Raw genomic sequence first — 14,611 nt, 5'->3', positions numbered from 1 at the left:
ATGTTCCGCCTGCTGACGACCAGCCTTCTCGCGATTCTGTGCCTGCATCTTCCCGCAGCGCACGGGAAACCCGCGCAGGCGGAAAAGGCGGATGCCATCCAGATCGCCAAAATTCCGGACATCCCGCCCGCGAAATCCGAACAATTTGACCAGGCGTTCCGCCGCGGCGTAGACTTCCTGCTGAAAACGCAGAACAGGGACGGCTCCTGGGGCGACCACCGGGTGATCGGCACCTGGAACATCCTCTGCCCCTATCCGGACGGCCCGCTCACCTTCAAGACGGCAAGCACCGCCCTGTGCATTGCGGGGCTTAACGCCAGCCCCCTGCACAACGAACCCGCCGTGCAGCAGGCCATGACCCGCGCGGAAAACTACCTGATCCGTACGATGCCCCATTTGAAGCGCGGCGACTCCCTTTGCGTGTACAACACCTGGGCGCATACCTACGTGCTGGACGCCATGAGCATGCGGGCCGCAAGACTGGACCGGAACAGCCCGCGCTACCGGGAGCTGAAAAGCTGCGCCGGCTCCCAGGTGAAAAAGCTCAATGAGCTGGCTTCCGCCATGGGGGGCTGGGGCTACCTCACCTATTCCGGCTTCAGCAAACGGCCCGCGGCGCAGCCTACCTCCTTCCTGACGGGAACCGTCCTCATCTCCGCCTGGATGGCCGGAAAATCATTCGGCCTGTCGCTGGACAACAAAATATTCAGCCGCGCGTTGAAATTCCTCAAATCCCAGAGGACGCCGGCGGGAACCTACGTCTATTCTCTGGGGCATGCCTTCTATCCCGGCCGGCCCATCAACCGCCACACCGGCAGCCTGGCACGCACCCCCGCCTGTGACTACGCCATCAGGCTCTGGGAGCCGGAGGACATCTCCCTGCGCCAGCTCGTGGACGGACTGGACCGCCTGTGGAGCCGCCGGGGATGGCTGACGATGGCCCTGCACAAGCCCACTCCCCATGAAAGTTTCGCTCAGAATTCCGGCTACTTTTTCTACTACGGATACTATTATTCAGGAATGTGTCTGGACATGCTGGCCCCAAATCAGGTAAAACGCCATGCGTCTCTATTGGCGGACGACATCCTCACCCGTCAGGGAACAGACGGTTCCTGGTGGGATTACCCCCTGTACAATTATCACAAATTCTACGGCACCGGCTACGCCCTTTACGCCCTTTCCCGCGCGTGGGACAAGCTGTACGGACAGCCGGAACCGCCTTCATCCCTTACTTCCACACCATTCCGGCCATGACAAACACCATGAAATCCCTTCTGGCGCTCTGCCTGTTCTGCGGCGCGGGCGCCGTCTCCACCGCGGAAACGCCGGTCCGGCACACGTCCTTCAAGCCCGGTGAAATCTGGACGGACAACAACGGCGTGCACATCAACGCCCACGGCGGCGGCATCCTGTACGACAAGGGCACCTACTACTGGTACGGAGAACACAAGGTGGAGGGGGACGCCGGAAACCGCGCCCAGGTGGGCGTGCACTGCTATTCCTCCAGGGACCTGTACAACTGGAAGGACGAGGGAATCGCCCTGAAAGTGGTGGAAGGGGACAACTCCCACCCCATCGCCAAAGGCTGCATCCTGGAACGCCCCAAGGTGGTCTACAACAAGAAGACCAAAAAGTACGTGATGTGGTTCCATCTGGAGCTCAAGGGAAAAGGCTATGGCGCGGCCTATGCGGGCGTGGCTACGGCCACAAAGCCCACCGGCCCGTTCACGTTCCTGAAAGCCGGGCGCGTCAATCCGGGCAAATGGCCCATGAACATGGACAAGAAGGACCAGACCATGAAAACGTTCAAGGGAGTGCCCGGCCTGACCTCCAGCGCCCTGCCGGAAGGCGTGCGTTCCGAGGACATGTTCAAGAAGGACTTTGAAAAAGGACAGATGAGCCGGGACATGACCATCTTTGTGGATGATGACGGCAAGGCCTACCACATCTATTCCTCCGAGGAAAACAGCACTACCCACATCGCGGAACTGACGCCGGACTACACGGAGCACACCGGAAAATTCGTCCGCGTCTTCCCCGGCCGCTTCATGGAAGCTCCCGCCATCTTCAAGCACAAGGGCAAATACTACTTCATCGCCTCCGGATGCACAGGCTGGGCGCCGAACGCCGCCCGCAGCGCCGTGGCTCCCCGCATTGCCGGACCGTGGACGGAGCTCAAAAACCCCTGCGTGGGTCCCAAGGCCGGGAGCACCTTCGGCGGACAGAGCACCTACATCCTGCCCGTACAGGGCAAACCCGGCAAATTCATCTTCATGGCGGACATCTGGCGGCCCCAGAACGCCATTGACGGCCGCTATATGTGGCTTCCCATCCAGTTTGACGGAGACCAGATCAAACTGGAATGGAAAGACGAATGGAAACTGGAAGACATGTAACCCGATTCACCGCCAACACGCATGAAAACACTGCTGCTCACCTTTTTTGCCGGACTGGCCTGCTGCCTCTCCTCCGTTGCCACGGCTGACGCCCCCGTCAAACACACGTCCTTCAAGCCCGGTGAAATCTGGACGGACAACAACGGCGTGCACATCAATGCCCACGGCGGCGGCATCCTGTACGACAAGGGCACCTACTACTGGTACGGGGAGCACAAGGTGGAGGGGGACGCCGGAAACCGCGCCCAGGTGGGCGTGCACTGCTATTCCTCCAGGGACCTTTACAACTGGAAGGACGAAGGAATCGCCCTGAAAGTGGTGGAAGGGGACAACTCCCACCCCATCGCCAAGGGCTGCATCCTGGAACGCCCCAAGGTAGTCTACAACAAGAAGACCAAAAAGTACGTGATGTGGTTCCACCTGGAACTCAGGGGGAAGGGCTACGGTTCCGCGTACGCGGGCGTGGCTACGGCCACAAAGCCCACCGGACCGTTCACGTTCCTGAAAGCCGGGCGCGTCAATCCGGGCAAATGGCCCCTGAATCTGGACAAAAAGGACCAGACGACCGAGTTCACCAAGGAGATGCCTGACTATGTCCGCATCATCCGCAGGGACTTCCCCGGCGGCCAGATGAGCCGTGACATGACCATCTTTGTGGACGACAACGGCAAGGCCTACCATATTTACTCCTCCGAAGGGAACATCACCCTGCACATCGCGGAACTGACGCCGGACTACACCGGGCATAACGGAAAATACGTCCGCGTCTTCGTCAACCGCTACATGGAAGCTCCCGCCATCTGCAAGCACAACGGGAAATACTACATGATCGCCTCCGGCTGCTCCGGCTGGGCACCCAACGCGGCTCGCAGCGCCGTGGCCCCCCGCATGGCCGGACCGTGGACGGAGCTCAAAAATCCCTGCGTGGGGCCCAAGGCCAATATCACCTTCGGCGGACAAAGCACCTACATCCTGCCCGTACAGGGCAAGCCCGGCAAATTCATCTTCATGGCGGACATCTGGCGGCCTAAAAACGCCATTGACGGCCGCCACATGTGGCTTCCCATGAAATGGGACGGCGACCAGATCATTCTGGAATGGAAGGATGAATGGACCCTGAAGGATCTGTAACCGTTTCCTTCCCCCCTTTCATGCAGGATACGATCTACTGCTTCCACCTCCTGGCCACGAGGCAGAAGCGCACCCTGCTATATGCCCTGTGCTCCATTCCCGTCGTCACGGCAATCTGGCTGCTGAATCCGGAATGGCCTTTCTGGGCCGGTTACATTGCCTGGGCGCTCGTCTGCACGGCAGTTCTGATGATTCAATATGCCGCCCCTCTCCCCATCCGCTGCCCACACTGCGGGCATGCCGGGCTTCGCCCCGCCTCGCAGACGCCGGAGGAACAGGGAAGGCCGGACACAGGCATCATGCTGGAATGCCGGGGCTGCGGCTCCTCCTTTTATACGGACGCCTATCTCCCATGGCCGGGGAAAAGCGTTCGCCGCCGTCCCGTTTCCGCGGATGAATGGGAAGAAAAACCTGCCTGTAAACAAGCCGGGCCTGCTTCCTCCGGAGAGGAAAGCAGGCCGGACAGGTTTTCGTGAATTTAACGGAGGAAAAGATTAACGGGCTTTCTTGGAAGCCATCACATAATTCCTCATGCGCTGGTCAGCGGGAGTGGTGGGGCGCACGCTGGTGACCCAGTTGCCATCCTTGTCCTTCTTCTTGATTTCCGTTCTGTCCCGGTACAGCTTCGCGGAGAAATCGTTGGAATCAAGGATCACCGGGCCGGGGCCCTTGGTGACGATGGGAGTGGGCGGTACTTCCGCCACCACCGTCATGGGGGTAGTAAGGGAATCATACCAGTACACCAGTTCCTGCTGGCCGATGGGGTTGTCCGGATAAGGCGCATAGGCTCCGTTATTGGTGGAAACCTTCACATAGGCCGGTTCCGGGAACGTGGTCTGATAGGAAGAAGGGGAACAGGCCCCCAACAGCAAAAGGCCGGCTCCGCCGACAATGATCATGGAATGCAGTTTCATATAGGCATTTGATTCCCTCCCGTCTCGTTCCGTTCAGACGATGCACGGTTCCGGGAACTTCCACTATGCCGTGAAAACTTTCCAAATTCACTTATTTTCAAACAGAAACGTTTATGAATGACAGAACTTCCGCCCGTTTGTCTTATCTCCGTCTTGAACGCGTTGCTGCACGCCGGAAACCATCGGGACCTCTTCCAGCCCTTGCACCCTCCGGAATATTCCGGACAACCATGCTCCGGGCAGGTAAGGCGGCATTAACAAAAACCATTCCCCTTCCAACAAAAAAACCTGCCGGGAATGACCTCCCGCACCAGCTCTGAAAAACGTTCCCGGCTCCGGCTCAGTCATACGCAGGCGGAGAGGAAGGGGAGGAATGTTCTCTCTCCTTTTTCCGTTCTTCTCCGGTGATGCCTCCGTGACGCCGCAGCAACGCGGCCATCTCCCCATCCCCGCGCTCCAGCGCCATGTCCAACGCCGTACGGCCCCTGGCATCCACCGCATTGAGCAGCTCCCGGCACGAAACCAGAATATCCGCCAGGGGAGCGGATCGGGAGGCAACGGCCTTCATCAGGGGAGTCGTCGTACCGCCCGGAAGCATATCCTCCCCGGACAGGCGAAGCCGGGACATCAGAAAACGAAGCATGCTCTCATCCCCCGTTTCCACGGCCAAAAAAACGGCTGGCCAGGGAGAAACCGAACTGAATAAATCCGTGCGCAGCCTTTCCAGGTTTTCAGACAATTTTCGGTAAGCCGCAGCGGACGATCCTCCGGCCGCTGCCATGCGCTCCACGATCAGACGCGCTTCCCCAAAGCCGGCAAAATTCCGGGCCGGGCTGGTGAAGCCCTCTGATCTTCTCTCCGGTACCAGCCCCGCGACGGCCAGCAAATCCCGGCACCTCTGGCGGTACAGCCACGACTCATGCGCCGTCATGTAAATGCCTATCCCGGAACTCCAGAAATAAATGCCGGGCTGAATTTCATACTCCACGGAAAAAACCACATCACGCCGCCACGCCCGGTCCGCCTCCCGGAGCCTGTCCTCCCATCCGGTACGCATGAAACTGCAGCCATTCTACGGCAAGAAAGCCGTCCGGATACCGGACAACCGGGCCTTCCAGTAATTCCGGTAGGAGCCCAGCAGGAACTTGACGAAGGGATATTCAGAAGAACAAACGGCCTGTTCCACCTTTTGCAGCACGGGGTCATTCTCCTGCCAGCCGGGATCAACGGGCGCAATGTCCACCAGAGGGTAGGCATTCGTCGCGCAGGCCGTATCCGCAATAGCCATCATCCGTTCCATCTTCTTGAAGGCCCGGCGCACATGGACTTCCGCCTCCTCCAGCTCTCCCAATGACCCGGCATCGGGTACGCCCTCCCCCTTCATGGCAGAGCGCCGGTTTTGGTCGGCCAGCATCCACGCCCTGTAAAACCTCTCATCCGCTCTTAAAAATGCCTCCCAAGCCACCTGCGCCTGCACCCAGGATTCCATCACTATTTCATCCTGCAATTCCTGAAGAGGCATTTCCTTAAACCACTTTGATTGATGTTCAATCAATTCCGACTTTACAAACCACCGTGAAGCCAACCAGGCGGCTACGGGAGCATAAAGAGCATCCAGCCGGGACTGCCAATAGGCGTCCAGTGCGGCGGCTTCCTTCAGCGCACGAGCATCCTTCGCCGCCCGGGTGGCGTCTATCGCTTGTTCCAGACGGACAGGCTCCGTCCCCTCCGGACCAGGAACCGCACCTTTTCCATAGGCTGGTATATATTCGGCGAACGCCTTCAACGTTCCGGAAGGCAGTAAAAACTCCCTGGAAGGATCGGACGGCACATCCCCGGAAGCCCACCCGGCCACGCAAAATGCCGCCGCGGCCATAATCCGCCATCTCATGCCCATGCTGCTCCTGTTCTCTTCCTTCCGGCTTCCCCGCACGAGCCGCCATCATGTCATCATCCGGATTTCACGGCCTTTTCTTTTCAACGGGCAACCGCATGAAGGAAAGGAGCTTGCCGGGAACGCGGAGGCGTGGTTGAATGCATGCCTTCTCCATGATTACGGATTTCCGGCTGAAAGTGTTTGAGACCGTCGCGCGGCGCCTGAACTTCACGCGCGCGGCGGAGGAGCTGTTCATCACGCAGCCGGCCGTCACCCGGCATATCAAGGAGCTGGAACGCCTGCTGGACGCCCGCCTGTTCAAAAGGGAAGGCCGCGGCATCGCCCTGACGGCGGAAGGCGTGCGCCTGCTGGTCCATTCCCGCCGCATCCTCAAGGAATATGAAACGCTGGCGGAAGACATGTCTTCCGGCCGGAATACGCCCGTTTCCGGTGAATTGAGCCTGGGAGCCAGCTCCACCATGTCCCAGTACGTCCTGCCTCCGCTGCTGGCCCTGTTCAACCGCCATTATCCGGAAATACGCATACGGCTGAAAAGCGGCAATACGGAGGAAATCGAACAGGCCGTGCAGGATGAAGCCGTGCAGCTCGGCATCGTGGAAGGCACCGCAAGGCGTACGGACCTGCATTACCTGCCCTTCATGGAGGATGAAATCATTCTGGCGGGCGGTTCTCATGCCGCCGCCCCGCGGGAAGGCCTCTCCCTCCCGCAGCTCTCCCATGTTCCCCTGATCATGCGGGAACCGGGGTCCGGCACGCGCCGGGTGGTAGAGGAAGTCCTGAAGAAACACGGAATCGCCGCTTCCGGCCTCCACGTCCTGATGACGCTGGGCAATACGGAAAGCATCAAGATGTATCTGGCGCATTCTCCGGCATGCTCTTTTCTCTCCTCCCTCGCCGTGCGGGAAGAGCTCAAACGCGGGGATTTGAAAAAAATCCATCTCCGCCATCTGGAAATCCGCCGTTCCTTCCACTTTGCCAACGGGCACGGAGACTACAGCAGAATCAATGAATTATTCATCAAATTCTGCCGGAATTATTATAACAAAATCTAATCGCCTATAACAATTTCTGATTAGATTTTATGATGATTGTGGAGTATATCTCCCACGCAGCCGTTCCGGCACGTTCCCCCTCCGGACAAGACGGGCGGCCGCAGCCATCATTCTACAGCCCATGTCCCCCAAACATCTCGCCAATCCGCTCCACGGCATCCTGCTCATCGTCCTGTTCTCCTTTTCCGCCTTCTACATTGCGGACTTTGAATGGGTGAAACACCTCTCCTTCAGTCCGCTGATCGTCGGCATCGTGCTGGGGATGCTTTACGCCAACAGCCTGCGCAACCACCTTCCGGAAGCGTGGGTGCCCGGCATCCAGTTCTGCACCAAGCAGGTGCTGAGAACAGGCATCGTCCTGTACGGGTTCAAGCTGACTTTCCAGAGCGTGATCGACATCGGGGGCGCGGCTCTTCTGATCGACCTCATTGTGGTCTCCCTCACCATTCTGCTGGGCGCGGGACTGGGGCGGCTGCTGAAAATGGACCGGGACACGGCCCTTCTGACCTCCATCGGCAGTTCCATCTGCGGGGCGGCGGCCGTCCTGGGCGCGGAACCCGTCGTGAAAAGCAAGCCTTACAAGGCGGCCGTGGCCGTTTCCACCGTCGTCATCTTCGGCACGCTATCCATGTTCCTGTATCCGGCCCTGTACCGGGCCGGAATGCTGAACCTGACGACGGAACAGATGGGCCTCTTTACCGGAGCCACCCTTCATGAAGTGGCCCACGTGGTGGGCGCCGGCAACGCCATGGGGCAGGCCATCTCCGACCCGGCCATCATCGTCAAGATGATCCGCGTGATGATGCTGGCCCCGGTGCTGGTCATCCTGAGCATCATCCTGGCGCGGCGGGACTCCGCCGCCGGAGGAAACAGCGAAAAACGTAAAATCACCATCCCCTGGTTCGCGTTCCTGTTCCTCGCCGTCATCGGCTTCAATTCCCTGCACCTGCTGCCTGCCGAACTGGTGGACGCCATCAACACCCTGGACACGTTCCTGCTGACCATGGCGATGACGGCTCTGGGCGCAGAATCCAGCTTTGAGAAGTTCAAGAAAGCCGGAGCGCGCCCCTTCCTGCTTGCGGGCCTCCTGTACGTCTGGCTCTTCTTCGGCGGCTACTGGCTGGTCAAGCTCATCAGCTTCTAAACTTTAAAGACCTTTCGCCTGCGGGGGGGAGCATGCATCCGCGTCTCCTCCCCGTACGGAAGCAAAAAGGCCGTTTCATCCGCAACGGAACGGTTTCCAACAGAGAAACGGCTACTCAACATGAGTTCCTTGAGATAAAAAGCAGCCCCTGATTCCGGATTTATCATTCGTTTCCCGGCGGATCCGGGCAGTAAACCGCTCCTATTCCCGCTGCTGCGGCAGGTTTTCCCAGCCTGCCCCAACAAAAATTCATAGCCAAACCGTTTGGAGACGCTATAGTACACGTACCCAGTTTTTAAAACAAATGGCAACCAAATTATTCATTCCCGGACCCACTGAAGTAGCACCTGAAGTACTTGCCGCCATGAGCGGCCCGATGATGGGGCACCGATCCAAGGCGGCTTCCGCCCTGCAGCGCCGCATTTCCAACAATCTGCGCCGCATTCTGCTGACGGAACAGGAAATCCTGCTCTCCACTTCCTCCGGTACGGGCTTGATGGAAGGCGCCGTGCGTTCCTGCACCGCCAAGCGAGCCGCCATTTTTTCCGTGGGCGCCTTCGGCGACAAATGGTACAAGATTGCCACGGGCAACGGCGTTCCCTCCGACATTTTCAAGAGCGAACTCGGCCAGCCCACCACCCCGGAAATGGTGGACGCCGCCCTCTCCACCGGCAAGTACGACACTATCTGCATCACCCATAATGAAACGTCCACCGGCGTCCAGAACCCGGTGGAGGAAATTGCGGAAGTACTCAAAAAATACCCGGACGTCGTATGGTGCATGGACGCGGTAAGTTCCGCCGCCGGCTCCCGGATTGAAACGGACAGGCTGGGCGTGGACGTGCTGGTGACCTCCACCCAGAAGGCGCTGGCGCTCCCCCCCGGCATGGCTGTCTGCACGCTGTCCCAAAAGGCTTATGAACGCACCGCCTCCGTCCCCAACCGCGGTTGCTACTTTGACCTGCGCTCCATTTACGACACTATCCAGAAAAAGGACTACCAGTACACGAACACCCCCTGCGTCTCCATCATGTACGCCATGGACCTCCAGCTCCAGCGCATCATGCAGGAAGGCGTGGAAAACCGCTTTGCGCGCCATGAAGCCATGGCGGAATTCGTGCGCTCCTGGGCGGATGAATATTTCAGCGTCTTCGCCAACCGGGACCATCTTTCCCGCACCCTGACGGTCATCAGCAACACGAGGGACATTGACATCGCCGCCCTGAACAACGTGCTGATCGAACGCGGCATGCAGCTCGGCAACGGTTACGGGGATTTGAAGAACAAGACCTTCCGCATCGCCCACATGGGTGAGCTGACGATGGACGACATGCGCTCCATCACGTCCAACATCGTGGACATCCTGAAACTCAAGTAAGCGTTTTCCCTTCCCTCTTTTCCGGCCCCGCCCGGGAAAGAGGGAAGAACGCCTCCTCCGGAGAATGAACGGAACAGCCGCCATGAACAAGGTTCTTCACACGGCGCTCCAGGCTCTGTTCATCATCGCCTCCGCCTGCGTCCTGACGGCCCTCATCATCGCCGGAGCCTTGAATGAAGCCATGCGCCCCTGGTCCGGAGCCTTCTTTCTAATGCTTGTTCCGTACTACCTGATCCTGGTGAAAAAACGCCTGGACCGGGAACAGGCGGGGGAAATGGCGCGCTCCTGCACATGGAGCATGGCCGCCGCGGCAAGCCTGTTCCTGCTGCTCATCGGGATGCTCCTGCTGTTGAACAGCATTCCGGGAGGCGGAGAGTTTGTCCGGCTTCTCCTGTTCAAGCCCCTGGATTTTCTCAAAGCGGCAGGAGCGCCCATGCGGTACCTGCTGCTGTTCATTGCGGCATGTATTTTGGCGGGGCTTGTCTCCGGCATCCGTGCGCTATATCATTGCTCCCTCCGTCATTAACCTTCTGTACTCTCTCATTTTTCCATGTCCACACTCCATCCCTTCCCCGCCCTCCGTCCGCCCCGGGAACTGGCCGCGCGGGTTTCCTCCCTCCCCTATGACGTCATGAACCACCGGGAGGCCAGGGAAATGGCCGCCGGAAACGACGCCTCCTTCCTCCACATCTGCCGCTCCGACATCGACACGAGCGAAACCGCCATCCACGCCCCGGAAACCTATGCCAAGGCGCGGGAAAACCTGGAAGCATTCGTCCGCAAGGGCTACCTCGTCCGGGATGAAAAACCTTCCTTCTACATTTACCGCCAGATCATGTGGGGCCGCGTGCAGACGGGCATCGTCGGCTGCGCCTCCGTGGATGAATACGCCAGCGACGTCATCAAAAAGCATGAACTGACCCGCAGGGAAAAGGAGCTGGACCGCATTGAGCACTTTGACGCCTGTTCCGCCCAGACGGAACCGGTATTCCTGGCCTACCGCAAGCACGAGGGCCTTTCCGGCATCATCCGGGAATGGATCAAATTCCACAAACCGGAGTACGATTTCACCACGGACGACGGCGTTACCCACATCCTGTGGCCCGTCTCCGATCCCGGCACGGTGGAAGCCATCCGCAAAGGCTTTGAAGAAGTGGATGCTCTTTACATAGCGGACGGCCATCACCGTACGGCGTCCAGCGCCGCCGTTTCCGCCAGGCGGCGCAAGGAGCACCCGGACTACACGGGACAGGAGGAATTCAATTACCTGATGGCCGTCGTCTTCTGTGATGAAGACCTCTTCATCATGGACTACAACCGCGTCGTGCGCGACCTGAACGGCCTGTCCAGGGAAGAATTCCTAGAAAAGCTCCGCGCCTCCTTTGACGTGGCGCCTGCGGACGCCGTTCCCGGAGAAGGCTACGCCCCCCGCGCCAAGCACGAATTCGGCATGTATCTGGACGGCCGGTGGTATTCCCTCACCGCCAAACCGGGAACCTTCCCGGCGGACCATCCCATCGAAAGCCTGGACTGCGCCATTCTCCAGGCGAATGTGCTGGCCCCCATCCTGGGCATTGACGATCCGCGCACAAGCGACCGCATCGACTTCGTAGGCGGCATCCGCGGCCTGGGAGAACTGGAACGCCGCTGCTCCGGAGAAATGGCGCTGGCCTTCTCCCTGTACCCCGTCACCATGGACGACCTCTTCCGCGTGGCGGATGCCGGGGAAATCATGCCCCCCAAGTCCACGTGGTTTGAGCCCAAGCTGCGCAGCGGACTTTTTGTCCATACCATTGAACAATGACATTTTCCACCATACCAACATGAACAAGGTTCTTATTCCCACCAAACTCTCCGACGTAGCGGCCAATACGCTTAAAACGGCCGGCTATGAAGTCGTCCAGGACGCCGACACGCCTCTGGAAGAACAGGCCGCCGCCCATCCGGACACCGTGGCCCTGATCGTCCGCAGTGAAAAAGTCACTCCGGCAATCATGGACGCCCTCCCCTCCCTGAAGCTGGTCATCCGCGCCGGAGCCGGCTACGACAACATTGACATCGTGTACGCCCGCAAGAAGAATGTGGACGTCATGAACACCCCCGGCGCCAACTCCAACGCCGTGGCGGAGGAAGTCATGGCCATGATTCTGGCGTATTACCGCCACATCGTCCAGGCGGACGCCACCACCCGGGAAGGCCTGTGGGAAAAGAAAAAATACATGGGCAGCGAGCTGACCAAAAAAACCGTGGGCATCATCGGCCTGGGCAACATCGGCCGCAACCTCGTCAAGCGCCTCCAGGGATTTGAACCCACCCTGCTGGGCTACGACCACTTTCTGGCCCGCCAGCGCGCCCTGAACATCGGCGTCACCCCCACCAGCATTGAAGACATCTTCTCCCAGTGCGACATCATCACCCTGCACGTTCCGGGCGGTCCCTCCACCCACCACATGGTGAACGCGGAACTTATCGACAGCATGAAGGACGGCGCGGTGCTCATCAATTGCTCCCGCTACGGCGTGGTGGATGAAGAAGCGCTGGCCGCCGCCAAGGCCGCGGGCAAAAACATCGGCTACCTGACGGACGTCCACCCCAAGGACGCGCCAGGAGAAAAACCTTCCGCCGCCATGGCGGACCTCATCCTTCCCCACCTGGGCGCCAACACCCGGGAGGCCAACACGAAGGCGGCCAAGCGCGCCGCGGAACAGATGGTGGCCTATTTTTCTGACGGAGACACCTCCTGCGTGGTGAACGGGGAATCCCCCAACGGTCTCAATCCGGCCCATCTCCAACTGGCTTTCCTGCTCGCTGCCCTGGCCCGCAAAGCCGGAGGCAACAAGCCTATCCGCCGGGTGGAATGCACCTTCTACGGCAACTTGCGCGTCTTCCGCAAATGGTTCACTGCCCCCATTCTGGAAGGGCTGCTGCCGCACGCGGAAAAGGGCCTCATGCCCGCCGCCGCGGAAGAATCCCTGCGGGAGCACGGCATCGTCTTCAAGGCGCGGGAGCCCAAGGACGACAAGCCCTATGAAGATTCCATCACGCTGGACGTGGTGATGGAAGATGAGGGGGAATATTTCAACACCAGCGTGCGCGGCGTGGTGACGGAAGGCATTCCCATGGTCTCCCGCCTGAACAACTTCAACGGGCTGTATGCGGACCTGCGCGGCACAACGCTGTTCCTGCATTACAAGGACCGTCCCGGCATCATCGCCACCATCGGTTCCGCCCTGTACTCCAACGGCATCAACATTGACAACATCGCCGCTCCGGCCGATCACGCCACGCGGGAAGCCCTGGCCGTCCTCAAGACCAACAAACCCGTTTCCGATGAACTGCTGAACAAGATTGCGGAAGAGATAGACGCCATCTCCGCCTTCTCCCTGAATCTTTAACAGGAATTAGACTCATTTCCGGACTCTGCCGGAACCCGCCTTCCAGGCAGCCCGCTTCCTCTCCATTCCCGGAGGGAGGCGGGTTGCCTTTATTTCTGCCATGTTGACAAGGCACACTCCTTTTTGTACTTTTACCCGAATCGTTGGAACACTCTCATGCGCTATGTACTGCTTCTCCTGACCATTTTAACCGCCGGATTCTCCGTCTGGTACTATCAACACCATATCTCCCCGGAAGGAAAGGAACTGGCCGCCCGGAAAACAGCCATGGAACAGGAGGCCGTAGTATTGGAGAAAACCGTCAGCCAGACCCGGAAGAAACTGGATGAAGCCCAGGACGCCACCCGGACGGCGGAAGAGGCCATGGAAAAATTCCAGGAAACCTATCTTGAGCAGAAAAGACAGCAGCAGCAGGAAGCCCAGGTTGCCGCCTACCAAAAAAGCATGGCGGACCAGCAGGAGGAAGTGAAGGAACACGACCAGAGGATTGACCAGTTGCGCCGCCGCATGAGCAGGCAGAGGGAAAACTCCAAGTCCGCCAGGGAAGAACTGCTTCAAAAGAGGGAGGGAATGAAAACCCTGCTTGCGAAGTTGGCCGACAAGCAGAGAAGTATTCAGGCGGAACTGGGGCAGGCCGAACGGGAACTGGCCAAGAACCGGGAGGATGCCAAAGCCAAAAAGAAATTTTCAGGAGCCGCTCCCCAGAAGGAGAACATCTCGGAACTTCAATCGCAAATAGCCTTCATTCGCCTGAAAACCTCCGCCACAAAGAAAAAAATGCAGGCTCTGGACGCCGCCCTGGAAGCCCTGGAAGAAAAAACCGGCAAGCAGCAGCTACTGATGCAGAAAGCGGAGGAAAAACTCACCGAACAAAAAAACAAGGCCTTAACCGACGATGACCGGGAAGAAACCGCCGCCCCGGACCCGGGAGATGACGATTTGCTGGCTACAGCCGGATACAGGGAGCAGTCCAAAGCCGTCCGGAACGCTCTGGAACAAGCCCGGAAAGAAGAGGAACAGGCGTCCCGGACCTATGACGAGGCCCGAGCTGAAATGCGCAAGTCTTCCAGAGAAGAAGTGAAAAAGCTGGAGAAGGAGGAAAAAGACCATGCCTCCTTCCAGAAGCTGTTCACGGGCGCTGCCTCCGTTGTGGGATTCATCCTCCTCCTGTTCACGGTGGGGGCCTTCCGCCGCAGCAACGGCTGAGCGTGTTCCTGAAAACTTGAGGGCACGGAATGAAGAAAAGCTCCTGCGTCCCGTTTGCCGCTCTTCCGGCGCCCTCCGCAGGGAGGCGTTGACGGGCG

At 59.2% G+C, this 14,611-nt stretch carries 14 protein-coding genes; 11 read left to right on the top strand and 3 right to left on the bottom strand.

Annotation, left to right across the window (positions count from 1 at the left end):
- Genes M8N44_RS10995 through M8N44_RS10980 form a run of 4 tightly spaced genes read left to right on the top strand, consistent with a single transcriptional unit; the run spans position 1 to position 4,003 of the window.
- Positions 1-1,254, top strand: coding sequence for a prenyltransferase/squalene oxidase repeat-containing protein (locus tag M8N44_RS10995; RefSeq protein ID WP_022396333.1), 1,254 nt, complete (start codon positions 1-3; stop codon positions 1,252-1,254).
- Entirely contained in the window at positions 1,251-2,396 is a 1,146-nt protein-coding gene (locus M8N44_RS10990; RefSeq protein WP_102727960.1) for a glycoside hydrolase family 43 protein, read from the top strand. Before M8N44_RS10995 ends, M8N44_RS10990 begins: the two co-directional genes overlap by 4 nt.
- A 21-nt stretch (positions 2,397-2,417) precedes the next feature.
- Positions 2,418-3,527 (top strand): glycoside hydrolase family 43 protein, encoded by a 1,110-nt coding sequence (locus M8N44_RS10985; RefSeq protein WP_102721550.1) that lies wholly within the window; start codon positions 2,418-2,420, stop codon positions 3,525-3,527.
- Positions 3,528-3,547: 20 nt separating this feature from the next.
- Complete coding sequence (locus M8N44_RS10980; protein WP_102727959.1) at positions 3,548-4,003, top strand: hypothetical protein; 456 nt, start codon at positions 3,548-3,550, stop codon at positions 4,001-4,003.
- A gap of 18 nt (positions 4,004-4,021) precedes the next feature.
- On the opposite strand, the gene M8N44_RS10975 is transcribed toward M8N44_RS10980, so the two are convergent.
- The 3 genes from M8N44_RS10975 to M8N44_RS10965 form a co-directional block, all read right to left on the bottom strand.
- A complete protein-coding gene (locus tag M8N44_RS10975) occupies positions 4,022-4,441 on the bottom strand; it encodes a hypothetical protein (RefSeq protein ID WP_102721552.1) in 420 nt (139 codons plus the stop codon).
- A gap of 340 nt (positions 4,442-4,781) precedes the next feature.
- Entirely contained in the window at positions 4,782-5,498 is a 717-nt protein-coding gene (locus tag M8N44_RS10970; RefSeq protein ID WP_102727958.1) for an ankyrin repeat domain-containing protein, read from the bottom strand.
- 15 nt (positions 5,499-5,513) lie between these two features.
- A complete protein-coding gene (locus tag M8N44_RS10965) occupies positions 5,514-6,332 on the bottom strand; it encodes a hypothetical protein (RefSeq protein WP_146021063.1) in 819 nt (272 codons plus the stop codon).
- Between the two features lie 158 nt (positions 6,333-6,490).
- Here M8N44_RS10965 and M8N44_RS10960 point away from each other — a divergent pair, with 158 nt between their 5' ends.
- The 7 genes from M8N44_RS10960 (at position 6,491) to M8N44_RS10930 (ending at position 14,513) form a co-directional block, all read left to right on the top strand.
- Positions 6,491-7,390 (top strand): LysR family transcriptional regulator, encoded by a 900-nt coding sequence (locus M8N44_RS10960; protein ID WP_102721556.1) that lies wholly within the window; start codon positions 6,491-6,493, stop codon positions 7,388-7,390.
- A gap of 121 nt (positions 7,391-7,511) precedes the next feature.
- Complete coding sequence (locus M8N44_RS10955) at positions 7,512-8,534, top strand: YeiH family protein (RefSeq protein ID WP_102727956.1); 1,023 nt, start codon at positions 7,512-7,514, stop codon at positions 8,532-8,534.
- 304 nt (positions 8,535-8,838) lie between these two features.
- Positions 8,839-9,912: a pyridoxal-phosphate-dependent aminotransferase family protein gene (locus tag M8N44_RS10950; protein ID WP_102721558.1), complete on the top strand. Its 1,074-nt coding sequence runs from the start codon at positions 8,839-8,841 to the stop codon at positions 9,910-9,912.
- A gap of 82 nt (positions 9,913-9,994) precedes the next feature.
- Entirely contained in the window at positions 9,995-10,438 is a 444-nt protein-coding gene (locus M8N44_RS10945; protein WP_146020055.1) for a hypothetical protein, read from the top strand.
- Between the two features lie 24 nt (positions 10,439-10,462).
- Entirely contained in the window at positions 10,463-11,716 is a 1,254-nt protein-coding gene (locus M8N44_RS10940) for a DUF1015 domain-containing protein (RefSeq protein ID WP_102727954.1), read from the top strand.
- Positions 11,717-11,735: 19 nt separating this feature from the next.
- On the top strand, positions 11,736-13,307 hold the full coding sequence (locus tag M8N44_RS10935; protein ID WP_180975129.1) for a 3-phosphoglycerate dehydrogenase family protein: 1,572 nt from the start codon (positions 11,736-11,738) through the stop codon (positions 13,305-13,307).
- Positions 13,308-13,463: 156 nt separating this feature from the next.
- Positions 13,464-14,513 carry a coiled-coil domain-containing protein gene (locus M8N44_RS10930; protein WP_102727952.1) on the top strand — a complete coding sequence of 350 codons (1,050 nt, stop codon included), beginning with the start codon at positions 13,464-13,466 and terminating at the stop codon, positions 14,511-14,513.
- Positions 14,514-14,611: the final 98 nt, after the last annotated feature.

Source organism: Akkermansia massiliensis (assembly GCF_023516715.1).
GTDB lineage: Bacteria > Verrucomicrobiota > Verrucomicrobiia > Verrucomicrobiales > Akkermansiaceae > Akkermansia > Akkermansia massiliensis.
The sequence above is the reverse complement of the archived record's forward strand: the minus strand, read 5'-3'. Positions and strand labels throughout refer to the sequence as shown.

Coding starts and splice junctions, on each gene's coding strand:
- M8N44_RS10960 (WP_102721556.1), top strand. CDS start 6,491: ATGATTACGGATTTCCGGCTGAAAGTGTTTGAGACCGTCGCGCGGCGC.
- M8N44_RS10990 (WP_102727960.1), top strand. CDS start 1,251: ATGACAAACACCATGAAATCCCTTCTGGCGCTCTGCCTGTTCTGCGGC.
- M8N44_RS10935 (WP_180975129.1), top strand. CDS start 11,736: ATGAACAAGGTTCTTATTCCCACCAAACTCTCCGACGTAGCGGCCAAT.
- M8N44_RS10930 (WP_102727952.1), top strand. CDS start 13,464: ATGCGCTATGTACTGCTTCTCCTGACCATTTTAACCGCCGGATTCTCC.
- M8N44_RS10950 (WP_102721558.1), top strand. CDS start 8,839: ATGGCAACCAAATTATTCATTCCCGGACCCACTGAAGTAGCACCTGAA.
- M8N44_RS10995 (WP_022396333.1), top strand. CDS start 1: ATGTTCCGCCTGCTGACGACCAGCCTTCTCGCGATTCTGTGCCTGCAT.
- M8N44_RS10955 (WP_102727956.1), top strand. CDS start 7,512: ATGTCCCCCAAACATCTCGCCAATCCGCTCCACGGCATCCTGCTCATC.
- M8N44_RS10945 (WP_146020055.1), top strand. CDS start 9,995: ATGAACAAGGTTCTTCACACGGCGCTCCAGGCTCTGTTCATCATCGCC.
- M8N44_RS10940 (WP_102727954.1), top strand. CDS start 10,463: ATGTCCACACTCCATCCCTTCCCCGCCCTCCGTCCGCCCCGGGAACTG.
- M8N44_RS10980 (WP_102727959.1), top strand. CDS start 3,548: ATGCAGGATACGATCTACTGCTTCCACCTCCTGGCCACGAGGCAGAAG.
- M8N44_RS10985 (WP_102721550.1), top strand. CDS start 2,418: ATGAAAACACTGCTGCTCACCTTTTTTGCCGGACTGGCCTGCTGCCTC.
- M8N44_RS10965 (WP_146021063.1), bottom strand. CDS start 6,332: ATGAGATGGCGGATTATGGCCGCGGCGGCATTTTGCGTGGCCGGGTGG.
- M8N44_RS10975 (WP_102721552.1), bottom strand. CDS start 4,441: ATGAAACTGCATTCCATGATCATTGTCGGCGGAGCCGGCCTTTTGCTG.
- M8N44_RS10970 (WP_102727958.1), bottom strand. CDS start 5,498: ATGCGTACCGGATGGGAGGACAGGCTCCGGGAGGCGGACCGGGCGTGG.